The organism is Hymenobacter rigui, from assembly GCF_003944715.1.
GTDB classification, from domain to species: Bacteria; Bacteroidota; Bacteroidia; order Cytophagales; family Hymenobacteraceae; genus Hymenobacter; species Hymenobacter rigui.
The window spans coordinates 854,922-880,086 of sequence record NZ_RWIT01000001.1 but is presented as its reverse complement, the minus strand read 5'-3'; the positions used below and the strand labels follow the sequence as shown (position 1 = coordinate 880,086).

At 60.1% G+C, this 25,165-nt stretch carries 22 protein-coding genes; 12 read left to right on the top strand and 10 right to left on the bottom strand.

Going from position 1 to position 25,165, the window contains the following annotated elements:
- Window positions 1-3 precede the first annotated feature (3 nt).
- The 7 genes from EI291_RS03690 to EI291_RS03660 all read right to left on the bottom strand — a co-directional run bounded on the left by EI291_RS03690 (window position 4) and on the right by EI291_RS03660 (window position 7,253).
- On the bottom strand, window positions 4-447 hold the full coding sequence (locus EI291_RS03690) for a response regulator (RefSeq protein WP_125418071.1): 444 nt from the start codon (window positions 445-447) through the stop codon (window positions 4-6).
- 4 nt (window positions 448-451) lie between these two features.
- Window positions 452-2,761, bottom strand: coding sequence for an ATP-binding protein (locus EI291_RS03685; RefSeq protein ID WP_125418069.1), 2,310 nt, complete (start codon window positions 2,759-2,761; stop codon window positions 452-454).
- The gene (locus tag EI291_RS03680) at window positions 2,743-3,312 is read right to left on the bottom strand and encodes a biliverdin-producing heme oxygenase (protein WP_125418067.1); all 570 of its coding nucleotides are present in this window, start codon (window positions 3,310-3,312) and stop codon (window positions 2,743-2,745) included. The genes EI291_RS03685 and EI291_RS03680 overlap by 19 nt, the downstream gene beginning before the upstream one ends.
- Before the next feature lie 120 nt (window positions 3,313-3,432).
- Window positions 3,433-3,699: a UBP-type zinc finger domain-containing protein gene (locus EI291_RS03675; RefSeq protein WP_125418065.1), complete on the bottom strand. Its 267-nt coding sequence runs from the start codon at window positions 3,697-3,699 to the stop codon at window positions 3,433-3,435.
- Window positions 3,700-3,731: 32 nt separating this feature from the next.
- Window positions 3,732-4,181 carry an OsmC family protein gene (locus tag EI291_RS03670; RefSeq protein WP_125418063.1) on the bottom strand — a complete coding sequence of 150 codons (450 nt, stop codon included), beginning with the start codon at window positions 4,179-4,181 and terminating at the stop codon, window positions 3,732-3,734.
- A 95-nt stretch (window positions 4,182-4,276) separates the two neighbouring features.
- Complete coding sequence (locus EI291_RS03665) at window positions 4,277-5,326, bottom strand: glycosyltransferase family 9 protein (protein ID WP_125418061.1); 1,050 nt, start codon at window positions 5,324-5,326, stop codon at window positions 4,277-4,279.
- Between the two features lie 172 nt (window positions 5,327-5,498).
- Window positions 5,499-7,253, bottom strand: coding sequence for a DNA polymerase/3'-5' exonuclease PolX (locus EI291_RS03660; protein ID WP_125418059.1), 1,755 nt, complete (start codon window positions 7,251-7,253; stop codon window positions 5,499-5,501).
- A 132-nt stretch (window positions 7,254-7,385) separates the two neighbouring features.
- Between EI291_RS03660 and EI291_RS03655 the strand changes: the two genes are divergently transcribed.
- The 4 genes from EI291_RS03655 (at window position 7,386) to EI291_RS03640 (ending at window position 10,422) form a co-directional block, all read left to right on the top strand.
- Complete coding sequence (locus tag EI291_RS03655) at window positions 7,386-7,781, top strand: hypothetical protein (protein WP_125418057.1); 396 nt, start codon at window positions 7,386-7,388, stop codon at window positions 7,779-7,781.
- A gap of 43 nt (window positions 7,782-7,824) precedes the next feature.
- The gene (locus tag EI291_RS03650; protein WP_125418055.1) at window positions 7,825-8,217 is read left to right on the top strand and encodes a hypothetical protein; all 393 of its coding nucleotides are present in this window, start codon (window positions 7,825-7,827) and stop codon (window positions 8,215-8,217) included.
- Between the two features lie 43 nt (window positions 8,218-8,260).
- On the top strand, window positions 8,261-8,668 hold the full coding sequence (locus tag EI291_RS03645) for an EVE domain-containing protein (RefSeq protein ID WP_125418053.1): 408 nt from the start codon (window positions 8,261-8,263) through the stop codon (window positions 8,666-8,668).
- A 284-nt stretch (window positions 8,669-8,952) separates the two neighbouring features.
- Complete coding sequence (locus tag EI291_RS03640) at window positions 8,953-10,422, top strand: hypothetical protein (protein ID WP_170172483.1); 1,470 nt, start codon at window positions 8,953-8,955, stop codon at window positions 10,420-10,422.
- Window positions 10,423-10,503: 81 nt separating this feature from the next.
- On the opposite strand, the gene EI291_RS03635 is transcribed toward EI291_RS03640, so the two are convergent.
- The 3 genes from EI291_RS03635 to EI291_RS03625 form a co-directional block, all read right to left on the bottom strand.
- The gene (locus EI291_RS03635) at window positions 10,504-11,058 is read right to left on the bottom strand and encodes a DUF4252 domain-containing protein (RefSeq protein ID WP_125418049.1); all 555 of its coding nucleotides are present in this window, start codon (window positions 11,056-11,058) and stop codon (window positions 10,504-10,506) included.
- Between the two features lie 107 nt (window positions 11,059-11,165).
- Window positions 11,166-12,632: an OmpA family protein gene (locus EI291_RS23395; RefSeq protein WP_125418047.1), complete on the bottom strand. Its 1,467-nt coding sequence runs from the start codon at window positions 12,630-12,632 to the stop codon at window positions 11,166-11,168.
- Window positions 12,633-12,960: 328 nt separating this feature from the next.
- Window positions 12,961-14,253, bottom strand: coding sequence for an aminopeptidase P N-terminal domain-containing protein (locus tag EI291_RS03625; protein ID WP_125418045.1), 1,293 nt, complete (start codon window positions 14,251-14,253; stop codon window positions 12,961-12,963).
- A gap of 208 nt (window positions 14,254-14,461) precedes the next feature.
- On the opposite strand from EI291_RS03625, the gene EI291_RS03620 reads away from it, so the two are divergent.
- From EI291_RS03620 to EI291_RS03585, 8 genes are all read left to right on the top strand, one after another.
- Complete coding sequence (locus tag EI291_RS03620) at window positions 14,462-15,484, top strand: glycosyltransferase family 9 protein (RefSeq protein ID WP_125418043.1); 1,023 nt, start codon at window positions 14,462-14,464, stop codon at window positions 15,482-15,484.
- Between the two features lie 107 nt (window positions 15,485-15,591).
- Window positions 15,592-16,845 carry a M16 family metallopeptidase gene (locus EI291_RS03615; protein WP_125418041.1) on the top strand — a complete coding sequence of 418 codons (1,254 nt, stop codon included), beginning with the start codon at window positions 15,592-15,594 and terminating at the stop codon, window positions 16,843-16,845.
- 219 nt (window positions 16,846-17,064) lie between these two features.
- Complete coding sequence (locus tag EI291_RS03610; protein WP_240635351.1) at window positions 17,065-17,514, top strand: YDG/SRA domain-containing protein; 450 nt, start codon at window positions 17,065-17,067, stop codon at window positions 17,512-17,514.
- On the top strand, window positions 17,511-17,840 hold the full coding sequence (locus tag EI291_RS03605) for a hypothetical protein (protein ID WP_125418037.1): 330 nt from the start codon (window positions 17,511-17,513) through the stop codon (window positions 17,838-17,840). The genes EI291_RS03610 and EI291_RS03605 overlap by 4 nt, the downstream gene beginning before the upstream one ends.
- Window positions 17,841-18,086: 246 nt before the next feature.
- Entirely contained in the window at window positions 18,087-18,731 is a 645-nt protein-coding gene (locus tag EI291_RS03600) for an O-methyltransferase (RefSeq protein WP_205701558.1), read from the top strand.
- Between the two features lie 125 nt (window positions 18,732-18,856).
- Window positions 18,857-21,835: a TonB-dependent receptor gene (locus tag EI291_RS03595; RefSeq protein ID WP_125418033.1), complete on the top strand. Its 2,979-nt coding sequence runs from the start codon at window positions 18,857-18,859 to the stop codon at window positions 21,833-21,835.
- A gap of 297 nt (window positions 21,836-22,132) precedes the next feature.
- Window positions 22,133-24,325, top strand: a complete 2,193-nt coding sequence (locus EI291_RS03590; protein ID WP_125418031.1) for a LysM peptidoglycan-binding domain-containing protein — start codon at window positions 22,133-22,135, stop codon at window positions 24,323-24,325.
- A 33-nt stretch (window positions 24,326-24,358) separates the two neighbouring features.
- Window positions 24,359-25,144, top strand: coding sequence for a LysM peptidoglycan-binding domain-containing protein (locus EI291_RS03585; RefSeq protein ID WP_125418029.1), 786 nt, complete (start codon window positions 24,359-24,361; stop codon window positions 25,142-25,144).
- Window positions 25,145-25,165 lie beyond the last annotated feature (21 nt).

The window sequence follows — 25,165 nt, the reverse complement described above, 5'->3', positions numbered from 1 at the left end:
GACTTAAGCGACGGGCAGCTCAACTGCTTCCAGCCAGTACTGCACAATCAGCCGCACTTTCTCTTCCATAGCGGCGTAGCCAATTGGCTTGGTGAGGTAGCTGTTGGCTCCCAGCTGATAGCAGTCGTCAATATCCTTTGAGTTGGAAGACGTGCTGAAGATGATAACGGGAATAGTGCTCAGAATATCATCCTGCTTCACAATTTCCAGTACCTGCCGTCCATCTGTACCGGGCATATTCAGATCCAGCAGAATAATGGCAGGTAACACGGATGGCCAGTTGGTACTACGGCCATACCCTTGCAGATATTCCAGTGCCTGGTCGCCATCGGCGCAGCGAAGCACAGGGTTTTGCAGCGCGTGTTTGCGGAAAGCCCGGCCCAGGGCCGTGAAATCCTCTGCGCTGTCTTCAACAACTAAAATGGGCTTGAGGGAAGCTGAACTCATGGTGTTATTTCGGAACCGAGAAAAAGAAGGTGGACCCTGCTTTCGGCTGTGATTCAACCCAAAGCTGCCCGCCATTCTTTTCAATCATCTTTTTTGCAATGGCTAATCCGGCACCGGTGCCACCGCCATACTTTTCCTGGCTATGTAAGCGCTTAAATATTTTAAAAATGCTTTCGTGGTGCCGGGGGTCTATTCCGATGCCATTGTCACGCACGTAAAGAACGTGATATTCAGCCGAATTAATGGGCCCACGCGGTCCAACAACCTTTCCTGACGCCACTCCGACTTCTACGGTTTTCACGTCACTATCGTTGTAGCGCATGGCATTGGTAAGCAAGTTATTGAATACTTCCCGCAGGCGTACCGGATCGGCGTGCACGGTGGGCAGCGGACTGGCTACTGTCAGCTGGACGCCCGTTTGCTCCAGGCGGGGCCGCAGTATCTCCGTTACCTCCCGCAGCACCAGGTTTACATCTACCGGCTGCAATTCGGGCTCCAGGCGGCCTACCCGGGAAAGCTGCAGCAAAGACTCAATAAGCGCCTCCATGCGCTGACTCAGGCGCACCAGGGTTTCCAGCTTATGCACGCCGTCGGCATCCAGCTTATCGGCGTAATCTTCCAGCAGAAAGATGGAGTAGTTGTGGATGCCCCGTAGTGGCTCCTTGAGGTCGTGGGAGGCAACGTAGGCGAAGGAGTCCAGCTCGTCGTTGCTGCGCTCCAACTCGGCGTTGAGACGGGTAAGGGTGTGGGCCCGCTCCTGAATTTCGTTGAACAGCCGCAGCCGGATATCGGCAATGCGCAGCCGGATTTCCTGGGCGGCGTCCACTTCGAGGGGTTTCCACTCCGAGGCCGTATTCTCCACCGACTCACTCCAGGCCGCGAAGGAGTTACGAGGTGATAGGTACAGCTGCCCATCCTTCAATACTTCGGCCTTTTGCTGCTGCCCGGCCCAGGTAACGGTTTGCAGCACTTCCGGCCGTAGCCAGATGAGGTAGTCGCCGGGGGTGTGGCTCAGCCGGATGGCCAGAATGCCGCTGGCCGTGGCGCGTATAGCTACACCGGCGGGGTTATGCCGGGCGTAGGAGTTGGTGTGAAACAGCTCGCCCTGCATAGTGGTATTCAGCCAGGTTAGCAGGTCCTGAATTTGCGGACGCGCGGGGGCACCGCCGTACGTGGCCACGTCCCCCTCGAAGCTCACGATGACGCCGCCACAGTCGAAGATGTCCTTCACGGCGGGCAGATGGTCGTAGAGCGTTTTGCGGAAATCCGGAAACTCCGCCAACAGGCCAAACAGCCGGGCCTGTTTTTCCTGTAGCCGGAGCTGGTAGGCGTACGCATCGGCCTGTTCCTTGCTTTTGAGCAGCGCCGAGAAGGTTTTGCCGATGAACTGGCACAAGTCGCGCAGCTCGTAGCTGACCAGGCGCGGCGAGTAATGGTGACACACGAGCAACCCCCACAGCTTTCCATCCCGAATCAGGGAAATGGTCATGGTGGCTTCTACGCCCATGTTCTGGAGGTACTCCACATGAATCGGCGACACGCTCCGCAGCACGGAGTACGTCATATCGGGAGGACGCTGGCTGGCGGGGTTGCGCACGGGTACCAGCGGTACGGGAGTATAGCCGACATCCGGAATAAAGCGCAGCCAGTTTTTGAGGTACATGGCCCGCGCCTGCTTCGGAATATCGGTGGCCGGGTAGTGCAGCCCCAGGAACGAGTCCAGGGAGGAACGCCGGGCCTCGGCTACCACTTCCCCACTTTCGTCCTCGGCAAACCGGTAGGCCATTACCCGGTCGAAGCCCGTAATGGCGCGCACCTGCTGCACGGCATGCTCACAGAACTCCACTACCGAGGTAGCGGCCAGCATCTGGCCCAACGCATCGTTCAACGACGGCATATCGAGCGGCCCATCGGGAGAAGTTTCGACGGGCTCAAATTCCAGCCACAGCAACGCATCGAAGCGGTGCAGAATAAGCTTGTAAAAGGGCTGCTCCGGCAGGTAATCAAGCCGCACACCGATAAGACGGTGGCCCTCCCGCAGTTGGTCCAGCTGGGCATTGATTCCGATAAGACGGTCCGCCTCAAACAGGCAGTTCAACCCCTGCCCAATCAGCTCTGCAGCCGGAATTCCCAGCAGCTCCTGCGTATTGGCGCTGGCCTGCACTACACGGCGCGTATGCTCATCCAGGCACAGCAAAAAGCCATAGGGCTGAATCAGGCCGGGAATATGAATGGGCTCCCGGTCGCAGTTGGTAAGGGTTATTTCCTGGCCAACCAGACTTTCATCGGTAAGGGTTACGCCTGTTCTATCCACTGGTGTAAGCGTTGAAACGTGAGGGAAGCCGAGGCAACAATGGCATCAGCGTTTTCGGGGGTGGCAGCGGCGGCCAGCTGGTGTACAAAGGCTTTCCAGAGCGGACCGGTTTGCTCGGCGTGGCCACTGAAATAGGCCCGGGCCGGGATGCCGGCTTTAGCCAGTTGCCGGGCAATTACCTGCCCGCCCAGCGTGGAGCCTTCCAGCACGTACAGCGCCCCCAGCAACTGGGGCCAGGTATGCAGCGGCGGCAGGTTGGGTGCCAGCGGCAGCGTATCGGCGGCCGGCAAATCCTGGCGGAGCAGGGGGCTGCGGAAGCGTCGCTCCAGCTCCCACTCGGGACCAAACAGGCTGCCATGTGCCCGTACAGCCTGCTCAAACGGTACTACAAACCCATAAAGCTTAGCCAGAAACCGGGCCGTTTTCTCCTCCGTGATGGTGCCGGCACCCAGGGCCTGGTTGAACTCGTTGGCTTCCAGCACATCGTGGTACGGGCGGGTTTCCTGACGAAGACGGGAAAGAATATCAACGGGACCAGAGGAGGAATTCATTCAGAAATTGTCGGTTGCCGCTTATCCGACAACCGACCTGGGTGAGTTAAACAAATGTAATACAGAACGGGCAGTGCCACCCGCCATAGCCGGTGGGGCGGTACCGCGTACGGGGGAAATCTAGTATTCAGCCAATTGCTGGTGCACGTAGCACCACGCCCATTGCTCGCCGGACTCCGCCGACGTAACTACCGGGTGTCCGGCAGCCTGAAAGTGGCGGGTAGCGTGCTGGTTCTTGGACGAATCGCAGCAGCCAACGTGGCCGCATGCCTGGCACACACGCAGGTGCACCCACTCGTCGCCCAGGGCTACGCATTCCGGGCAGACGTGCTCGGCGGGAGCAGGCAGGATAGTTTCAATTGCCTGGAGGTGAGTACACAGTGCCATACCCAAAAGTTGCTGACAAGCAGAAAATATACCTATTCGGCTATTACCGTTACAATACGCAGAGCACCGCCGGTCAGTGTTTTCTGCACGGGGCACTTCTCCGAGATGCTATGCAGCCGCTGCCGCTGCTCCACCGACAGTGGTCCCAGCAGCCGCAGTTCTTTACGTATTTCATCTAGCATCGTACCGGGTTGCTCGCACTGGTCACAGTCGGTGCGATGTACGCGCTGGTGGGTCAGGCTCACCTCCACGCCTTCCAGCGGCCACTGCTTCTGCGAGGCGTACAGGCGCAGGGTAATGGCCGTGCAGGCACCTAAGGCGGAGAGCAACAAACTGTAGGGCGTAGGCCCCTGGTCTTGGCCCCCCACCGTCAGCGGCTCATCGGCTACCCAAGTGTGCCGGCCGGAGTGAATATCGGCGGTCAGGTCGGTGGGGCCAACCCGTACCACCACGGGCTGGGGAGCAGAATCAGAAGTGGCCATGGCGGATGGGGTTGGTTGCAGGAAAGCGGATACCGGAGCGCAAAAGCCGCCGATTTATTTGCTTACGTATGCCTAGTGGCGTGGTTGAGCTTTACTTATCCAACCGGGGGCAGTTCCACATCGAAACGGATGTCGCGCATGCAGCGGAAGTGGCCCTTGGGACATTTTTCGTAGCCGATTTTGGAGCAAGGCCGGCAATCCAGCTCTTTCACCTCCAGGGCCCGAAACTCGGTGCGGTACGGGTACATGCCAAACTCCGGCACCGTATTGCCCCACACGCTGATGATTTCCTTCCGGAAGGCCGCCGCAATGTGCATCAGGCCCGTGTCGTGGCTGACCACCAGACTGGCCTGGCGTACCAAAGAGGCCGACTGATTCAGGTTGAATTTGCCGCAGGCGTTGTAGATGATGGTAGCTGGTGGAGTGGTTGGCTCCGGGAAGTAGTACGGGCTGTCCGGAATACGGCCGGGCGCGGGCGGCGAGGTAGCCACGCCCTGGTCGAAGGCCAGCTCTACCACGTGGCCGGTAGTTTCGTCGGTAGGGCCGCCCAGCAGCACAATGGGCCGCCGAAGCAGGCCGCACAGCTCAATGATGCGCTCCACGGGCAGGCGCTTGGTGGCGTGCTGGGCCCCGATGGCAAAGGCTACGTAGCCTTGCTGAAACGCCGGGGGCAGCGCCCCTCGGATATCCACCTCATCGGCGGGCGGAATAAAATAATCGAGCCCCTGCCCATCATTACGCACTCCCAGCGGAGCCGCCGCGGCCAGGTACCGCTCCACAATGTGTACGCGGGGCAGCGTATCTACTTTCAGGTTTACCAACAGCCACTTACGCCAGTTCAGCTTATCGAAGCTGCGCGACTTCACCCCCAACTGAGCCTTAATGAGAGCAGTGCGCAGGTTGTTGTGCAGATCCACCACAAAATCGAACTGCTCGGCTTTCAACTCCGCCACCAGCTCCTGCAACGTGCCGCTCAGGCAGTGCACCTTATCTACGTACGGGTTGGCCTCCAGAATACCTCGGAAAGCCGGTTTGGTGGCAAAGTGCACCTGCGCATTTTTCACCTGGCGCTTCAGGCCACGCACCACCGGCGTAGTCAGCACAATATCCCCGATGGAGGAAAAGCGCAGAACGAGAATTTTCATGAAAAAGGAGGTGGAAGTTGTGGAGGTGAAGGGAGAAGAGGAACCTCTTGATGCCGTGTCATCCTGAGCGGAGCGAAGGACCTTCTGACATCCGGACAATCGGTTTAGTCGTGAAAAGGTCCTTCGCTCCGCTCAGTATGACATGGGGTTTACTCCGCATTCCCCGTCGCCTTTACCCAAACAGCGAATCCTTAAACTCAAGCGGGGGCTTGATGGTGGCTTTGCGGCGGGCGAAATACTCCGCCACCTCCCCTACCGGCTTAGCGTTGAACGTCATGGCGGCGGTGAGGCCCCCTTTGCGGCCCATCAGCACGCCGTAGCGCATATCGGCGTAGCCGTTGGTGTGGTGGGCATCGGGGTTGATGCTGAGCTGCACGCCTTTGTCGAGTGCATAGTGCACCCAACGCCAGTCCAGGTCGAGGCGCCAGGGATTAGCATTGATTTCGATGATGACGTTGTGCTGAGCGCAGGCGTCGATGACGGCTTTGTGGTTGAGCGGATACCCCTCGCGGCGCAGCAGCAGGCGGCCAGTAGGGTGGCCCAGCATGGTGGTATAGGGGTTTTCGATGGCCCGCAGTACCCGCGTGGTGGCTTTGCGCTCATCCATTTTGAGGTTGCTGTGCACCGAGGCCACAATGAAATCAAAGGTTTCCAGCACGGCCGGCGGGTAGTCCAGCGAGCCATCCGAAAGGATATCCGACTCAATTCCTTTGAAAATGCGGAACGGAGCCAGCTCCTGATTCAGCTCGTCGATTTCGCGCTGCTGCTGGCGCACGCGCTCCGGCGAGAGGCCGTTGGCGTAGTGCGCCGCCTGTGAATGGTCACAGATGCCGAGGTACTCATAGCCCTGGTCGCGCAGGAACGTGGCCATTTCGCGCAGGCTGTGGCTGCCGTCGGAGTAGGTGCTGTGGTTATGTAGGGAACCGCGCAGGTCGGCATCCGTCAGCAACTGGGGCAGCTTGCCGGCGCGGGCCAGCGCCAGCTCGCCCAGACCTTCGCGCAGCTCGGGCTCCACGTATTGCAGGCCGGCCCGCTCGTACAAAGCCTGCTCGGAGGCAAACTGCTCCCGTTTCAGCCAGTGACGCAGCGTGGCGGGCTGGCCAGCCCGGGGCTCTTCGCTAAGGGCTTCGGCCAGGTGAGCCTCGGCGGCGGAATGTAGCAGCAGCTGGTTGATGTACTCCGCCGGGGACGTCAGCAGCACTTCTACTTTCACGCCGGAGGCCGTAGCCGTACCCCGCCAGGCAAATGGTCCGCTCCGGCGCGGATCGGGGGTGAGACCATCCAGGCCGTTGAGCAGTGCCTGCGCGGCGGCGGGCTGGCTGGTACCTACTACCAGCGTAATGGTTTCGATGGTTTCGAGGCGGCGGCGTACTTCTCCCGCTACGGCCGCCTGCTCCACGCCGGCCGCTGCCCGCAGGTGCTTGGCCAGATCTTCGGCCAGCTCCTCCGCCTGCGGATACAGCAGCTTGCCCCGGCTTTGGTCGGTGAACTCCAGGGCTTCCAGAATGGCCTGCTGGGTTTTCTGCCCGAAGCCTTTGAGCTTGCTGACTTCGTCGCGCTGGGCGGCCTCGCGCAACTGCGCCGGGCTTTCGATACCCAGCTCCTTCCACAGGCTCCGGATTTTCTTCGGCCCGATTCCCTTCACGCTCAGCAGCTCCACCACGCCGGGCGGAGTGGCGGCCAGGAGTTTGGTCAATTCCTCGAATGAGCCGGTATCCAGCATTTCGGCCACTTTGGCGGCGGCCGTTTTGCTCAAGCCGGCACGGTCGGGCAGACCGGTGCGGTCCATATCAGCCACCGGGGAGCTGAGCTGCTCCAACGCATTGGCCGTGCCCTCATAGGTCCTGATTTTAAACGGATTTTCCTCGTGCAGCTCCATGAGCTGGGCAGTAAGGCGAAAGGCTCGGATGAGGGCGCGGTTGTCCATAGGAGGGTAAAGGTACGGGTGGGTAATTACTTGTGTGCAGTTTACGGCCAGTTGTTACCGTGGGGCAACTGCCGCCGAACAACTACCTTGCAGTTGCCCTCGTTCTACGTTCTACTCTCTACCTTCACAACCATGCGCCTATTCACCCTGCTGGCCTGCCTGAGCGTGCTGCTACTGGCCGCCACCTGTAACCCCGATGCCAAAACTACCTCCCAGATGAAAAGCCTGGAACGGACCTGGCTGCACGCCCACGAAGAAGATCAGGGCGACGTGCGCGTATACCGGCCCAATACCTACGCATTTCCGCCCTCCCGGGGCCGCACCGGCTTTGCCTTCGACCACAACGGGCTGTTCACGCAGTACGATATTGCCCCCACCGACGGCATTGAAGGCCGTAAAGGCCGCTGGACGGCCGAAAACGACCACACCCTGCGTATCAGCCTCGACGATAAGAAGGACCCTGACTATAAGCTGGAAATTGTGTCGCTGGAAAACGACGTGCTGAAAGTGCGTCGGGTGGAGCTGTAAACTCGGTCGTAACGGTTCTTCTCCCCTTTTATACTCCCACTGTATGCGTATTTCTTTGTTTGCGGGGCTGCTGGCCACCCTGAGCGTAGGCGGCTGCCAAACCGAAAAAAGCACTTCTGCGCCTTCCGTTATTTTCGGCAAAGACTGGTACTACACCCACCAGCAGCCGGAACCCAAAGAAGGCTTTCTGACCTACCGGCTCAAGGGTACGGCCGACATAGTGCCCGGCATGGGCATTGATGGCTTCCGACTAGACCAGGGTGGCAAGTTTGTACTGCACACGCAGGGCCCCGCCGATGAGGTGCTGGACGTACCCGGCACCTGGCAGGCGGAAGAAGGCGGCTCCTACCGCATCACGCTGCAAAACGAGGAGCCTCCGTATCAGCTCACCATTCAGGTGCAGAACGACACCACCCTGCTGGCCCGCAAACAGTAACCATCCTTTCCGGCATTTTTCAACTTCTCCATTCATTCCTTCATTGAATTACTGGCTCGTTAAATCAGAACCGGCGGCGTACTCCTGGGAGACTTTCGTGCGCGACGGCGGCACCGACTGGACCGGGGTGCGCAACTTCCAAGCCCGCAACTTTCTGCAGCAGATGCAGCCCGGCGACTTGGTGCTCTACTACCATAGCGTAACTGAGAAGCAGGTGGTGGGCATTGCCGAGGTAGCTGCCCTGGCCGCCCCCGATGCTACCGCCGAAGCCGGGAGCGGCTGGGTAGCGGTGCATCTCACTCCGCAGCAGCCCCTGGCCCGTCCCGTCGCGCTGGCCCAGATCAAGCAGGATGCGCGCCTGAGTCAGATTGGTCTGCTGCGTCAGTCGCGCCTTTCCGTGATGGCGCTGCGCCCCGAGGAGTTTGACACAATTCTGGAGCTGAGCAGCTAACGGCTTACTCACCGACTACTCTGTGCCACGGCCCGCCCAAAAATTTGGGCGGGCCGTGTGCATTTTTCGGCTTTCCGGCATCCTGCTTTATAGCGTAGGCATTAGGTGATACGCAAGTTTCGCAGTATCTTCCTAATGCCTTGACTGCCTTGGCACTTTTGGTTTGAGTTATGAAATATGTGTACCTTTTATTCTGCTTTCTGGTGGGTGGCGCAGGGGCGTACGCGCAAAAAAAGCCGCCTATAAAACCAGATATTGAGCCCCGCCAGGCATACCGTGCGGAGTTGGAGCTGGAAACCTACAGCAGCGACGTACAGGTACAGCCGCTGGCCGAGGACAGCAGTGTAGTGGTGCTGGTGGAGCGTGACCCGCGTATCGCCGGCAAACCGGAATACTTCTTCCAGAAATTCGACCACTCCCTGCAGCCTCGCGCCAAAGTGGATATTCCGGTACCGCGCGGCTATGACTTTCAGCGGCTCTGCTCCGAAGGCACTGATGTATACGCTGTGTTCAGCGGCACCGACCCCGGCACCCTGTGGGTAGCGGCCTATGATTCGCGCACCGGCGAGTTGGGAACCGGGGAGTTCAAAACCAAGCGGGCCCGCGAAATCCACGAACTAAAAGCCCTGGACGGCAACCTGTTCGTGACAGTGGTGGTGGATCAGCACCTGACCATTCTGCTGCTGAACCTGCACACGGCCCAGTTCCAGTTTCTGCCCTCGGTATTCGAGCCGCTTCCTACCCGGTTTACTTTTCTGGCCGATTCCGTGACCAAGCGGGCCGAGCTGATTCTGAGCGAGTCCAACGGGTTTAAGTCGCGCCTGCAGCTCAAGCAGCTGGGCGACGATGGACGGCTGCTGCGCTCCGAGTTTGTGCAGGCCGGCAGTGAACGAGGGCTACTGGATGCCCAACTCAGCCCCGGCGACAGTGCCGCGCGCCTGCTGGCCGGCACCTACACCCTGCGCGACTCGCGTTATTCCCAGGGGCTGTTTGCCTCCGACCTCACGGCCGGCGTAACGCCTACCGGCCAGCGCCGCTCCCTGCGCTACTACGATTTCCTGAACCTGAAGCACTTCTTCGATTTCATGAAGCCCGCCAAGGTGGCCCGCATGCGGCAGCGCAGTGAGCGGATGCGCGCCTCCGACCGGCAGTTCCGCCACCATTATCAGCTGCTGATGCATGATATGCTGCCTACTCCGGAGGGCTTCGTACTGGTATCGGAAGTGTACTACCCGCGCTACAACAACACTGGCTACGGCTATGGCAACTGGGGCATGCCCTACAACTATGGGCTGGGCGGCTACAATGGCTTCGGCTATCCTTCCCGCTACAATAATTTCTACAATGCGCGGCGCGGCTCCGAGGGCTTCCGTACCTCCCACGCCCTCATCTGCGGCTTCGACCGGCAGGGCAATCTTTTGTGGGACAACTCCTTTATTCTGAAAGAAATCGAACACTCTCAGCTTCAGGAAACCGTGCGTATCCGGCCGCTGCCCGATGAACAGCGCATCGCCATAGCCTATCTGAAAGACGACGAGTTTCACTACAAAATAGTGGACCGGGCCGCCACTACGCCCAACGACTGGCAGGTAACGCTCCAGACGACCAACCCCACCGACAAAACCAACGACACTTCTCAGGAGCACCTGCTGGAGTGGTACGGCAGCCGGTTTGTGGCCGTGGGCTACCAGCACGTCCGCCCCGAAAAAGGTCCCGGCCGGGACGTATTCTTCCTGAATGTGCTGGAGTTTTAGCTGCTTTAGTTGCCCTGGCACACAAAAGGCCGGCTGCCTATGCGCAGCCGGCCTTTTGCCTGTTTCAGCAGCAGCGCGAAGCTAGTTTACGCCGCTGATTACGTTGGGGAGAATTTTGCTCAGGGCCGTTACCTGCTCGCGGGTGAAGCTGCCGGACACCGCCATCAGCACAAACGAATCGGTAGTTTCCTGCTTGCCCACAGCTACCAGCTCCGTGATTTTGCCGCCCTGCTCCCGCACGGAGTAGCGCAACTGGTTGGGCATATCGGAGTTGACGGTAGCCAGGGGCGTGTACCGCTCATTTGCCAGCAGGCCATCCACTTCCTTGTTGAGACCTTCCGCCACCAGGTCGCGGGCACTGCCGGAGGTGGGGGTAAACGTGAGAATACGAGCCGTACGAATGGACGTGAGGGCCTGGCTCACATCGTTGTCACCCCCGATTTTGGCCACGCGGCCCAGGATAAAGCGGGTGGCCAGACCGGCATTCCAATCGGTAGCTTTAAAGCCGGAGCGATTTTCATACTTATTGAAAAACTCAGCCACGGTGCGGGCGGGTGTACCGGGGCCGCTGGCGCGGCAGCTGGCCAATAGCAACAGCACAACAGCCAGCAGATAGGATGCGGAACGAAGTTTCATAGAGGTTTGCGGGGAGAGAGAATGGAGAGAAATGAGACAAACAAGCTTACAAAAAAAGCGGCGCACCAACTGGTACGCCGCTTTTTTCGGTTGGTTACTCCACTCGCTTAGGGCTGGGGAGCATTAGGGATGAAGAATTCAAATTTGAATTCTACCCGACGGTTCTGCGACATACCGGCGGCGGAGGTGTTTGGAGCAGCGGGCTCCGATTCGCCACGGCCTTCCGTTACGATGCGGGCGGGGTCCACCTGCTTGCCGGTGAAGTAGCGTTTCACCGAGCCGGCCCGGCGCTCCGAGAGGCCCTGGTTGTACTCGTCGGTACCACGGGAGTCGGCGTGGCCGATTACGCGCAGGCTGTACTCAGGGTGGTCTTTCAGCGCCTTGGTCATTTTATCGAGCGTGCCGTAGGAAGTGCGCTTGATAACGGTGCTGTTGGTTTCGAAGCGGATGGGTTGCTCCAGTTTGCGCACACCCGGATCAATTTCCATGGGGCAGCCGTTGGCATCTACCTTGGCACCACGGGGGGTATCGGGGCATTTGTCAGCCGAATCCGGAATACCGTCACCGTCGGCGTCCACTACCAGCGGGCAGCCGTTGGCATCTACCTGGGTGCCTTTGGGGGTGTCGGGGCACTTATCGGCGCTGTCGGCCACACCGTCACCGTCGGCATCGGGGCAGCCGCGCAGAGCAGCAACACCAGCCTGGTCGGGGCACTGGTCATCTTTGTCAGCTACACCGTCACCGTCACGGTCGGGGCAGCCTTGCATGGCAGCGGTACCGGCTTCGGTGGGACACTGATCCTGGTAGTCTGGCACACCGTCTTTGTCGCCGTCGAGGGGGCAACCGTTTTCGTCAACGGCTACACCGCTGGGCGTATCGGGGCACTTGTCTTTGCGGTCAGATACACCGTCGCCGTCTGTGTCTTTGGCTTTACCAAGGGCAATGTTTAGGCCCACGGTGTGCTGCAGGTACCGGTCGTCAATCTTATTACCGTCGCGCGCAGGGTCACCGTCAATGTTGGCGTTCAGCGGAATGTGCTGGCCGGTTTGCACGAACAGCGTTACCGCTTCACCCAGGCGGAAGTCGATACCAGCGGCCCCGAACAGGTCGAAGTAGCTCTTATCCTCGTCGGTACGGATAGACTGGCCGTTGCGGTTGATAGTGCCTTCGCGGCTGGTGTAGGTCCAGCCCGGTGCAGCCAGCAGGTAGGGCCGGATCCGCGACTCATCCTTGAACGCCTTGAATTTCAGGCCCAGGTTCACGTTTACCACGTTGGTAGCGAAGTTGCTGCCGAACAGAGGAGCACCGGCCGGAGCCGTCTTCTTAAACTCTACGTAGTTGCCGCTCAGCTGCAGATCCACGCCTTGCGAGAGGTAGCGGCTGAAGGTGATGCCGGGAGCGTACTTGTTTTCGCCCCACTTCCAGAAGTCAGAGCCGAAGTTGCCCTTGTACTGCATGGCGCTTACGTTCAGGCCGATGGCCGTCTTCCGGTCGGCCGTCTGGGCCTGAGCCCGCGGGGCCGCCGCCAGAAGCGTCAGACCCAGGGCCGTTGAGGTTGCTAAAAGGTGTCTCATGAGGGCGAAATTAGGTGGAAGAAATGGCTTGGGTGGAAGCAAAAGGCCATTTACCGGCCTGGCTCCGAACTACCCGCCTATACCTTTCCTACGAAAATAAAGTTGTCCGGGCCCCGCTAACAGGCCGTTTTCCAGCCGAAGCATTTTGCCGCAATTATTACATATTCAATACGTTATATACTTGATTAGCGTTATAATTTCCGGCACATGACGGGTTCCTCTGCGGCAGAAGTCAAACCCAAAGCCGGGGGCGAAAAAAAATGCAAAAACCCCTCTGTTCCAGCCGGAGCAGAGGGGTTTTTAAATGATTTTGTGACTGGGCGGCCCGTTACCGCTGCTGCATCAGGCGTTCGATATCGGCGGCTTCCAGCGGGATATTCTTCATCAGGTCCTCGTTGCCGGTTTTGGTGATGAGGATGTCGTTTTCGAGGCGGATGCCCAGGCCTTCTTCCCGGATGTAAATACCCGGTTCCACGGTGTACACCATGCCTGGCTCGAAGGTGCGGTACTTAAAGCCCACATCGTGCACATCGAGGCCCAGGTAGTGGCTGGTGCCGTGCATGAAATACTTTTTATAAAGCGGGGCGGCGGGGTTCTGGTTGCGCACGTCCTGCTCATTCAACAGGCCCAGCTTGATGAGCTGCTGCTCCATGTGCCGGCCCACGGCGGCATGGTACTCCTCAATGTTGCCACCGGGCACCAAGCGGGCCGTGGCAAACTTCATTACGTTGAGCACGGCCTCGTACACCTCGCGCTGACGCTTGGTGAAGGTGCCGTTTACCGGAATGGAGCGGGAAAGGTCGGCGGCGTAGTTGGCGTACTCGGCTCCAAAGTCCATCAGCAGCACGTCGCCGTCCTTGCACTCCCGGTCGTTGCTCACGTAATGCAGAATGCAGGCATTGGCCCCGCTGGCAATGATGCTGCCGTAGGCCGGGCCCCGCGAGGCATTGCGCAGAAACTCGTGGAAGATTTCGGCCTCGATTTCGTACTCCATCACGCCCGGCTTCACAAAGCCCAGCAGGCGGCGGAAGGCCTTTTCGGTGATGTCGGCGGCGCGCTGCATCAGCCGGATTTCCTCGGGGCTCTTGATGGCGCGCAGCTGGTGCATGATGCGGGCCACCCGGCGGTACTGGTGCAAGGGGTAAGCCTCCTTGATCCACTTGATGAAGCGGGCGTCGCGGGTTTCCACCTCCACCACGGCCCGGATGTGCTCGTTGGAGTTGAGGTATACGTTTTCGGCTTCGTTCATCAGGGCCGGCAGCACGCTCTTAAAGGAGTCCAGCCACATGATAGTGGGGATACCCGACTGCTGGCGCGCCTCGTCCTTGGTGAGCTTGTAACCTTCCCAGACCAGAATATGCTCGCTGGTTTCCTTCAGAAACAGGATTTCACGGTGCTGGGGCAGCACGGCATCGGGAAAGATGACCAGGATGCTTTCTTCCTGATCCACGCCCGAGAGGTAGAACAGGTCGTTATTCTGGCGAAAGGCCATCGTGCCGTCGGCATTGGTCGGCATGATGTCGTTGGAGTGGAAGATGGCCAGCGAGGCGGCCGGCAGCTGCTCGCGGAAGCGGCGGCGGTTTTCAGTAAACAGATCGGGCGAAATAGAGCCGTAGCGCATGGGCGGAAAGCAAAATGGGTGGCACAAACGGAAACCAGTGGAAGCCGCCGAAGCGGCCGGGGCAAGTTAGGCAGAAGCGCGCGGCTTCCGGCAACCAGCGTACCAGGAGTGCCCGCCTGGCCGCATCCAGCCGAATTGGCACCGCTAATTAGACGAAAAGGTGGCAAGCCTGCGCTGAACCGGTATCTTTGTAGTCTGATATTGCACTATGCCCGAATCTGCCACTCCGCCCGCCATCCTGTTGATTCAGACTGCCTTCATCGGCGACGTGATTCTGGCCACGGCGCTGCTGGAGTATCTGCACCGCACAGAGCCTGCTACGCCGGTGGATTTTCTGGTGCGCAAAGGGAATGAGGGACTGATCAAGGGCCACCCGCACGTGCGGCGGGTACTCATCTGGGACAAAAAGACAAATAAGTACGGTGGCCTCTGGCAGTTGCTGCAGAATATCCGGCAGACGAAGTACGGCCGCGTGGTTACGCTGCAGCGCTTTGCCAGCACGGGTTTCCTAACGGCTTTTTCGGGAGCACCAGAGCGTATTGGGTTTAATAAGAATCCGCTTTCGTTCCGGTTTACGCGGGCCGTACCGCACACAGTGGCGGCGGGTCTGCACGAGGTGTCTCGCAACCTGCACCTGCTCAACCCCGCTTATGAAGGCCCGGTAGTACCGCCCCGCCTCTACCCTACTCCGCAGGATGAAGCCGCTGCCGCCCATTACGCCGCCGCGGGCCCCTATCTCTGCATCGCGCCTACTTCAGTGTGGTTCACCAAGCAGTTTCCGGAGGAAGAGTGGCTAAAGCTGCTGGCAGCGCTACCACCTCAGTACACCGTATATCTGCTGGGCGGCCCGCCCGATACGGCCGCCTGCCAGCAGTTGCTGGAGCGCACGCAGCGACCGGGCGTGGTGAATCTGTCGGGCAAGTTGTCGTTGCTGGCCTCGGCGGCTCTCATGCGCGGGGCGGTGCTGAACTACGTAAACGACTCGGCCCCCATGCACCTGTGCTCGGCCGTGGGCGCGCCGGTATGCGCCGTGTATTGCTCCACGGTCCCGTTTTTCGGGTTCGGGCCGCTGAGCTCGTTTTCGCGCATCGTAGAAATTAAGGAAGACCTGGAGTGTCGCCCCTGCGGTTTGCACGGCTATAAAGCCTGCCCCCTCGGCCACTTCCGCTGCGCCCACGGCATCCGCACGCAGCAGCTGCTGGCCGTACTGGCGGAAGCGGTGAATGAGTGACGTACCTTTGCAACTACATGCCACCCTGCGTGGTTATATCGGGCCGGGGCCGGGACTGGCCGTTGCAAGCAGGTTCCCAAAGCCCCACGACCCCAAGACCCTACCAAATGTCTGATTACGACCTGTACGAGTTGCCCAACGGCATCCGGGTTCTGCATAAGCAAGTTCTGCACACCAAAATTGCCCACTGCGGCTTCCTGCTCGACATTGGCTCCCGCGACGAGAAGCCGCACCAGCTGGGTCTGGCGCACTTCTGGGAGCACATGGCCTTCAAAGGCACCGAGAAGCGCAAGAGCTTCCACATTCTCAACCGCCTCGAAACCGTGGGCGGTGAGCTGAACGCCTACACCACCAAAGAGAAAATCTGCTTTTACGCCTCTCTGCTCAGCACCCACTTCGAGCGGGCCTTCGAGCTGCTGACCGACCTGACTTTCAACTCGGTGTTCCCCGAGAAGGAGATTGAGAAGGAGCGCGGGGTGATTCTGGAGGAAATGGCCATGTACCACGACGCCCCCGAGGACGCCATCATCGACGACTTCGACGACGTGGTATTTGCCCGCCACTCGCTGGGCCACAACATCCTGGGCACCCGCGAGAGTGTCTCGGGCTTCCAGCAGGCCGATTTTTACCAGTTCCTGCAGGAAAACGTGCGCACCGACCGGCTGGTGTTCAGCTCGGTGAGCAACCTGCCTTTCAAGGAAGTGAAGCGGCTGGCCGATAAGTTTCTGGCCCCGCTGCCCGCCCGGCTAGGCGCGCGGCCCCGGCTCTCGTTCAGCGGCTACCAGCGCCTGGAGCGTGTGGAGCGCAAGCCCATTACGCAGGCCCACTGCCTCATCGGCGGCCCGGCCTACGCTTTGCACGACGAGCGGCGGATTCCGTTTTTCCTGCTGAGCAACCTGCTGGGCGGCCCCGGCATGAACTCCCGTCTCAACCTGGCCGTGCGCGAGAAGTACGGCTTGGTGTACACCATCGACGCTACTTACTCGCCGTACACCGATACGGGGCTGTTCGGCATCTACTTCGGCACCGAGAAAAAGCAGGTAAACCGCACGGTTTCCTTGGTGCAGAAGGAGTTGAAGAAGCTGCGGGAGCGGGCCCTGGGCACCTCGCAGCTGCACACCTCCAAGGAGCAACTGATGGGCCAGCTGGCCATGGCCGAGGAAAGCAACGGTGGGCTGATGCAGCTGCTGGCCAAAAGCACCCTCGACATCGGCCGGGTCGAAAGCATCAACGAAATCTTCGACCAGGTGCGCCGCATCACCGCCCCCCAACTGCTGGAACTGGCCAACGACATCCTGACGGACGACAATCTGAGCATCCTGCAATACTTACCAGAAGAGAAGGTCAAAAAGGTAAAATAGCCCCCGTCATTGCGAGCAGAGCGAAGCAATCCATCCTTCACCACGCTTCCAACTCCGACCTATCCAAAAGCTCCTGACGCCGGGGTTTTTCAGGTCTTCCGGGTTTTGCGCCCTGAGTAGGACGGATTGCTTCGGACACTGGCTTGATGCGCCACATGCCTCGCAATGACACTCACCAATTCACTAACTCACTAAATCACCATTTCACCACCTCACCGCTTGCCCGTTTTCGGTCATATCAGCTACTACCGGCCCGGCGACGTGCTGGAGAACCGGCTGGCGCTGAGTCGGGCGGGGCTGCACCGGCCGCCGCGCACGGGCGTGAGCGGGTCGGAGGCGGAAGGGGCCGAGTCCATCATCCTGGCCGATCAGTACGAGGACGACGATTTTCAGGAAGCCGTTATCATCTACTCCGGCAGCGGCGGCCGCAACCCGCGCACCGGCCGGCAGACCACTCACCAGGAAATGACCGGCCGCAACCTAATGCTGCACCGCAGCCTGGAAACCGGCCGGCCGGTGCGCGTCTTTCGTAAAATCGACGACGAAACCGGCCGTGGCTACCGCTATGAGGGGTTGTACCACGTGGTGGATGCCGTGTACGAGCCGGGCAAATCGGGCTTCCGGGTGTGGAAGTTTCGGCTGGAGCCTTATGTAAACTTAGCTCCATGAAATACCTGGACGCACTGTTTGTGGCACTCTATCAGCGTCGCCCAAATATGCTGAGTATTGTATTTATAGTATCCGCACTACTCTTACTAAATGAATTAACGCTGGCAATCCTGTTGCATCGTGTCTATGCATACCCGAAGGCGCTTTTTCAGTACTTTTTCGAGCTATTACCGTTCACTAACGCTCTTTTCCTGGCCTTCCGTTACCGTCGTGGGGCCCGCTCATATTATCTGCATGATGCCAATGCCCCCTCCATTTCGGGCTGGCATATCGTAGGGTACATAACCCTCACGGTGGTGTTGTTTTGTGTGGCTGGGCGACTATAAAATCTTCATTCCTTTACCGGAAAGTTCAGGCTTACCATAAACCCGGCTTTTTAGGTAAATGCACGTCATGCAGAGGCGCAGCCGAAGCATCTCGCGTGCTGACGTCCGAATTACTCTTGTAACGTCAGCACGCGAGATGCTTCGGCTGCGCCTCTGCATGACGCCCTGTTTATTCCTACGATTTCCTGAACAGCGTCAATTCCCGATTTCTCGCTTCGCTCGGAATGACCGTTTTACCTTTGCCTGATGTACTCCCCCGACGACGCCCAGCTTTACGCCGACCACCACACCACACTCGAAAGCCCACTGCTGGCCCGCCTCAACCGTGAAACCCACGTGCAGCTGCTGCACGCCCGCATGCTCAGCGGCCACGCCCAGGGCCGGCTGCTGAGTATGGTGAGCCACATGATCCGGCCGCGCCGGGTGCTGGAGCTGGGCACGTTCACGGGCTACTCGGCGTTGTGCTTGGCCGAGGGCATGGCGGCGGATGGCGTGCTGCATACCGTGGAGCAGAACCCCGAGCTGGAAAGCCGCATCCGGCGCTACGTACGGGAGGCCAGCGCGGAAAGCCGCATTCAGCTGCACATCGGCAACGCTCGGGATATTGTGCCCACTTTGGCCGAAACCTGGGACCTGGTGTTCATCGACGCAGACAAAATCAACAACGACGCGTACTACGAGCTGGTGCTGCCTCAGGTGCGCCCCGGCGGGTTTCTGCTGATTGACAACGTGCTGTGGGGCGGCAAGGTGCTGAACGGGTACCCCGTGAAGCCCTCTGACAAAGACACCCACGCGGTGCGGGCGTTCAACGATAAAGTACAGGCCGACGAGCGGGTGGAAAACGTGTTCCTGCCCCTGCGCGACGGATTATTTCTGGTGCGCAAAAGATAGAATCCGCCGCTTCAGCGGATGATTTACGGCGGTTCATCGGTTTTTCCGGGCACGGCGGGTGGCAAAAGCTAAACGCCGCGCCCGGTTTTGCGTCTATTGCCCCTGTAGTCTATTCCTTCCGACGAATGCTGAGAAATTTCCTCCTGTTACTTGTGCTGCTGACCACGCTATCGGGCGCGGCGCAGGCCCAGACCACCGTATCCGGCCGGGTGCTGGATGGCAAAGACCAGTCGCCGCTGATTGGGGCCAACGTGCTGCTCACCCAGATACCGGACTCCACCAAGCGCGGCGCGGCCGTGGACGCGGATGGCTCCTTTACCGTGCCGGGCGTGCCAGCCGGGCGTTACGTGCTTACAGTGTCGTTTCTGGGTTACCAGAATCTGCGGCGCACAGTGGAGGTGAGTGGCCAGCCGCTGAACCTGGGCAGCCTCACGCTGCAGACCGGGGGCGGCATTGCCCTGAAGGGCGTGGAAGTGGTGGGCAAAGCCGCCGCCGCCGTGCAGAAAGGCGACACGGCCCAGTTCAACGCCGGCTCCTACAAAACCAACCCCGACGCCAACGCCCAGGACCTCATCACCAAAATGCCCGGCGTAACGGTGGACCCCGGCACCGGCAAGGTGCAGGCTCAGGGCGAACAGGTGCAGCGAGTGCTGGTGGATGGCAAGGAGTTTTTCGGCAACGACCCCGACGCCGTGCTCAAGAACATTCCGGCCGAGGTAATCGACAAGATTCAGGTGTACGACCGGTCCTCGGACCAGAGCCAGTTCACGGGTTTCGACGACGGCAACCAGCAGAAAACCATCAACATCGTCACCAAGCCCAGCTTCCGCAACGGTAAGTTCGGGCGGGTGCTGGCTGGCTACGGCCCGCAGGACGACCGGTACCGCCTCAGCGGCAACCTGAACGTGTTTAAAGGCAAGCAGCGGTTTTCCATCGTGGCCCAGAGCAACAACGTGAACGAGCAGAACTTCGGCACCGAGGATTTGCTGGGCGTGGTGGGGGCTTCGCGCCAGGGCGGCGGAGGCGGCCAGGGCCAGCGGGGCCAGGGCGGCGGCCGGGTAGGCGGCGGCGCGCAGGGCGGCGGGGGCAACAACTCCGGCGACTTTCTGGTGAGTCAGCAGGGCGGCATCAGCAAAACCCACGCCCTGGGCCTGAACTACTCCGACACCTGGGGTACCAAAACCGAGGTGCAGGGCAGCTATTTCTTCAACCTGAGCGACAACACCAGCCGCACCAACCTGCTGCGCCGCTACGTGGCCCCGGCCGGTCAGACCCAGGACCTACGCTACAACGAGCTGGCCCTGAACACCAGCCGCAACATCAACAACCGCTTCAACCTGCGGGTGGAGCACAAATTCGACTCGCTGAACTCGCTGCTGTGGCGGCCCAGCCTGTCGGTGCAGCGCAATACCGGCAACAGCCTGCTCAACGGTAACACGTTTCTGGTAAGCCCCGAGGCGGCCAACACCGACCAGGGCGCTAACAACAGCTCGTTCCGCTCGGCCCTCACGGGCATTACGGCCGCCAACCAGTTGCTGTACCGGCACCGGTTCCAGCGCCGGGGCCGCACCTTCTCGCTGGGCGTGAACACCACCTACAACGACAAAAACGGCGACAATAATCTGCTGTCGAACACCACGTTTTTCCGCAACGGCCAGCCCATCAGCACCGGTCTAAACCAGTTTTCGGAGCTGACGCAGACGGGCTGGGCTTGGAGCGGCAACGCCAATTACACCGAGCCGCTGGGCCAGAAAAGCATTCTGCAGCTGGCGTACTCCCTCAACTACACGCCCAACAGCTCCGATAAGCGCACCTATAATTTCTCGCCCGGCGAGCAGCAGTACAACATCCTCAACGACACGCTCAGCAGCGTGTTCAAAAGCCGCTACCTGACTAACTCCGGCGAAGTAACCTACCGCTTCCAGGATAAGGCGCTGCAATGGTCGGTGGGGGCGGCGCTGCAAAGCGCCCAGCTCCGCTCCGACCAGGAGTTTCCGCGGCCCGGCCTCACTCGCCGCACGTTTGTGAATGTGCTGCCCAATGCCCAGCTGCGCTACAATTTTTCGCGCCAGCAGAACCTGCGCCTGAACTACCGGGCCAACACCAACCCGCCCAGCATCAGCCAGCTGCAGGAGGTGGTAAACAACGCCAACCCGCTGCAGCTCACCACCGGCAACCCCAACCTGCGCCAAGAAACCCGCCACAATGTATTTGTGCGCTACTCCTCAGCTGTGCCCGAAAAATCCACCTCGTTTTTTGCGCTGCTGGGTGGTTCCTACGTGAACAACTACATCACCAACAACACCATTTACGCCGGCACCGCCCCGGTTACGGTGGATGGCGTGGTCATTCCGGCCGGCGGACAGCTGACGCGGCCCGTCAACCTGAACCAGCAGTACACGCTCCGCTCCTTCGTGAACTACAGTCTGCCGCTGGCCTTTATCAAATCGAATCTGAACGTGAATGCCAGCGGCACTTACTCCCAGACGCCGGGCCTGGTGTTCAGCGAGCTGAACTACAGCCGCACGCCCACGGCCGGCTTGGGCGTGGCCCTGAGCAGCAACATCAGCCCCCAGCTGGATTTCACCCTGAGCAGCAACTCCAGCCAGAGCTACGTGCGCAATACCCTGCGCCAGCAGCTCAACAGCCAGTATTTCCGCCAGAACACGGCCCTGCGTTTCAGCTGGATTATCGTAAAAGGCCTCACCGTGCAGTCGGATGTGAACCACCAGCTGTATTCGGGTCTTTCGGCGGGCTATAATCAGAACTTTGTGCTGTGGAATGCCTCGGTGGGCAAGAAACTGGGTCAGAAACAGCAGGCCGAAATCAAGCTGTACGGCTTTGATTTGCTGGGCCAGAACAACAGCATCCAGCGTAACATTGCCGCCGCCTATACCGAGGACGTGCAAACGAATATTCTGCAGCGTTACTTCATGCTGATGTTCACCTACAACATCCGCAGCTTCGCGGGCGGCAGCCGCGGCGACGCGCTGCCTGGCTCCGAGGAAGGCCGCCCCGAGCGGCGCGGCTCCGGTGGTTTCGGGCAACCCGGTGGGGGTCCGCCGCCCGGTGGCTTCAGCCCTGCGCCCGGCGGTGGTATGTAGCCTGTTGGCATTTAGCGCTAGAAAACTGTCATCCTGAGCCGAGCGAAGGACCTTACTACGGTGGAACAGATTGCTCCACCGTAGTAAGGTCCTTCGCTCGGCTCAGGATGACAGTTTTCTAGCCACTGGCCATGACTGCCACTGTTTGGGCGTCGCACTATACCAATTCCACCATTCTGTTGCATTTGATGCAGAGAGGCCGATTCACCGGCTTTTTTTCCGCTATTTTGTAAGCTAACGGGGCCGGCCAAGCAAATCAGCGCGCACGAGGGCTCCGCTTGTTTGCTTTTTCCGCTTATGAAACGAGTTATACTGCTGGTGTTTCTGCTGCTGCCGCTTCTGGTAGCGGCCCAAACTGTGCCAGTACCGGCCCAGTTGAACGTAGCGGGCCTGCGCCTGCGCCTTACCGATGGTGGCCGGGCCGCCCTGCAGCAGAAAGTTGATGCCCTGCGCCGCCATCCGGCTTCCTTCCAAGCCCGCGTGGTGCTGGCCGACGCCTACTTCCCCATCATCGACCGGGTATTTCAGCAGGAAGGCCTACCGCTGGACTTCCACTTCCTGGCCCTGCAGGAAAGCGGCCTGCAGGGGGATGCCCAGAGCATTCACGACGCCGTGGGCTACTGGCAGTTCAAGCGGGAATCGGCCGCCGACTTTGGCCTGCTGATGAATGAAGTGGTGGATGAGCGCAAGCACATTACGGCTTCTTCGAAAGCCGCGGCCCAGTACCTGCTGCGCAACAACAAAACCTTCCGGAACTGGGCTAACACCCTGCTCAGCTACAACCTGGGCCTCACCGGCACCAAGCCCTATACCCTGCCCACCGATGCCGGGGCGGCCGAAATGGAAATTTCGGAGCAAACGCACCCGTACATTCTAACCTTCCTGGCTCACAAGATTGCCTTCGAGCCGGCTATTGGCCTTAACACCAAGCCCCCACTGATGCTGCAGGAGTTTCCGGCCCCGGCCGGCAAGCCCCTGAGCATTATGGCCCAGGCCATGCAGCAGAACCCCGATGACCTGCTGAAATACAACCGCTGGCTGCTGGCTCCTACTGTTCCCACCGATCGGGTGTACACCATGCTGGTGCCCATTACCGACCCGGTTCAACTCACTGCCCTCGCCGCGCAGCAAAAAAACGCCACCGCCGGTCAGCTCCTCAACCAACCCACTCCCGACCCCGAAAACGCTGACTTTGTGCGCGTGAATGGCCTGAAGGCGGTGGTTGCGCTGCCCGGCGACACGAAAGAAAGCCTAGCTAAGCGGGCCGGCGTGAAGCTGCGTAAGTTCATGCAGTTCAACGACCTGTTCGCCTTCGATAACATCACGGCCGGACAGCCCTACTTCGTGCAGAAGAAGCGCGACAAAGCGGCCGTGGAGTATCACGCCGCACAGCCCGGCGAGAGTGTCGTGACCATTTCGCAGAAGTACGGCATCCGGGCGAAGGCCATCTGGAGCAAAAACCGCATGGCCCGCAACGAGGAGCTGCGCCCCGGCCGCGTGCTGTGGTTGCAGCACACCCGCCCCAAAAACGTGCCCGTGGAGTATGCCGACGGTAGCAACTCGGCAGCCTTGGCCGCCTTCGAAAAGCCGGTCAGTGCCGCACCGGCGGCCACCCCGCAACCTGCCAAACAGCCGGAAAAGAAAAAGAAGCAAGACGATACGGAACCCTACATGGGCGGTACGGCCAACTCCAGTCGGATACTGGAGGATGCCGTAGAGGACGACAATTCCACCGTGGTAGTGCAGCCCGACAGCGCCACCGACGAGCACACCGAAAACCTGAACGAATTGCCCCCCGCACCAGTCCGGGCAGTACCCGCGCCGACCCCGGTAACAGCTGCTCCCCTGCCCAAAAAGTCCCTGCCAGCTTCCGCTCCCATTGCCGACGAGCCCACGGATGCGGAACCAGCCCCGGAACCCGCGCCCCGGCCGGCTGCTCCGGCTCCGCGCGTGGTAACGGCTCCGGCCGCTACTACACCGGTAGTTACGGCCACACCGGCACCCACGCCGGCCCCGGTTGTGGCCCCAGCCCCGCGCCCGGCTACTCCTGTGTCCGCCCCGGCAGCACCGCCAGCAGCCGTTGAACCCGTTCCGGCCAACGGCCTGCACACAGTTCAGCCCAAGGAAAATCTGTACTCCGTAGCCCGCCGCTACGCCCTGCGCCCGGCCGATATTGTGCTCTGGAACAACCTGCCCCAACAACCGGCTCTGCGCATTGGTCAGGTGCTGCGGGTTACCGCCCCCAACCCTGAGGCTGCACCAGCACCCGCTCCGGCCAGCGCTAAGCCCATCCCAGCCGCTGCCAAACCAGCCGTATCAACTCCCGTAGCGGCTCCGGCCGAGGTGAAACACACGGTACAACCCGGCGAAACGATGTACAGCGTGTCGCGCAAGTACGGCGTTACCATCAAGCAGATAATGGAGTGGAATAATAAGCCGGACTTCTCGGTAAAGCCCGGCGAGGTGCTGCTCATCAAGCCAGCCAACTAGTTTTTAATCCCGTTTTCTTTCCGGCTCATTTTTATGCGCTTTCCTTTTTGGCCCTCAGTGCTGGCTGTGGCCGGCCTTCTGGCTTCTTTTTCCGCTCAGGCTCAACAAACTACTCCTCAACCAGCCACTCCAGCCCAGACTCTTTCCGAGGATTCCGTGCGGGTAATGTCGGGGTTGGTGGAAACCAGCGTGCGGCGGCTCCGGGCCATCTACTTCGAACCCAATGATGCCAAAGCAGCCCAACTGATTGACGCCGCCCTGGTGGAAATTCCGGTGCTGAATCAACGGTTGAGCCATTATACTGCCAGCCTGCCCCGTGACCAACAGCTGCGCCTGGCCCAGCGGCTGCGCCAACAGCCCTGGCAGGTAGAGCTGAATACGCTGCTGCGCAGCTCTCAATACACCGGCTTCGACGCTCGCGCCGCCAAAACCCCCGAGCTGCAGGCCGCGGCCGAGCGGCTGCACGCCTCCGGTTTCATGGGCACGGCCAAGCCCGTGGCGGCCAAAGCTCCAGCAGCTGCCCCCATGGGCACCATAACCATGCCCGCCGCGCCAGCAGTTGCGAAGGCCAAAGCTCAGCCGAACACCAACAGCCTCGTCCCGGCTACTGCCAAGCCGGCCACCGCTCCCGCCGCCAAAGCCGCGGCAGCCCCGAAAACCAGCTTAGCTGGTCATCATCATACGGTGCAGAAGGGCGAAACCCTGTTCAGCATTGCCCGCCAGTACAACACCACCCCCGCCCAGCTCCAGCAGTGGAACGATAAGACAGAACCCTCAGTAAAAATCGGAGAAGTGCTGGTGGTAGAAGGCGGCCGGTAAGCACAGGCATAGTCCAGGGTT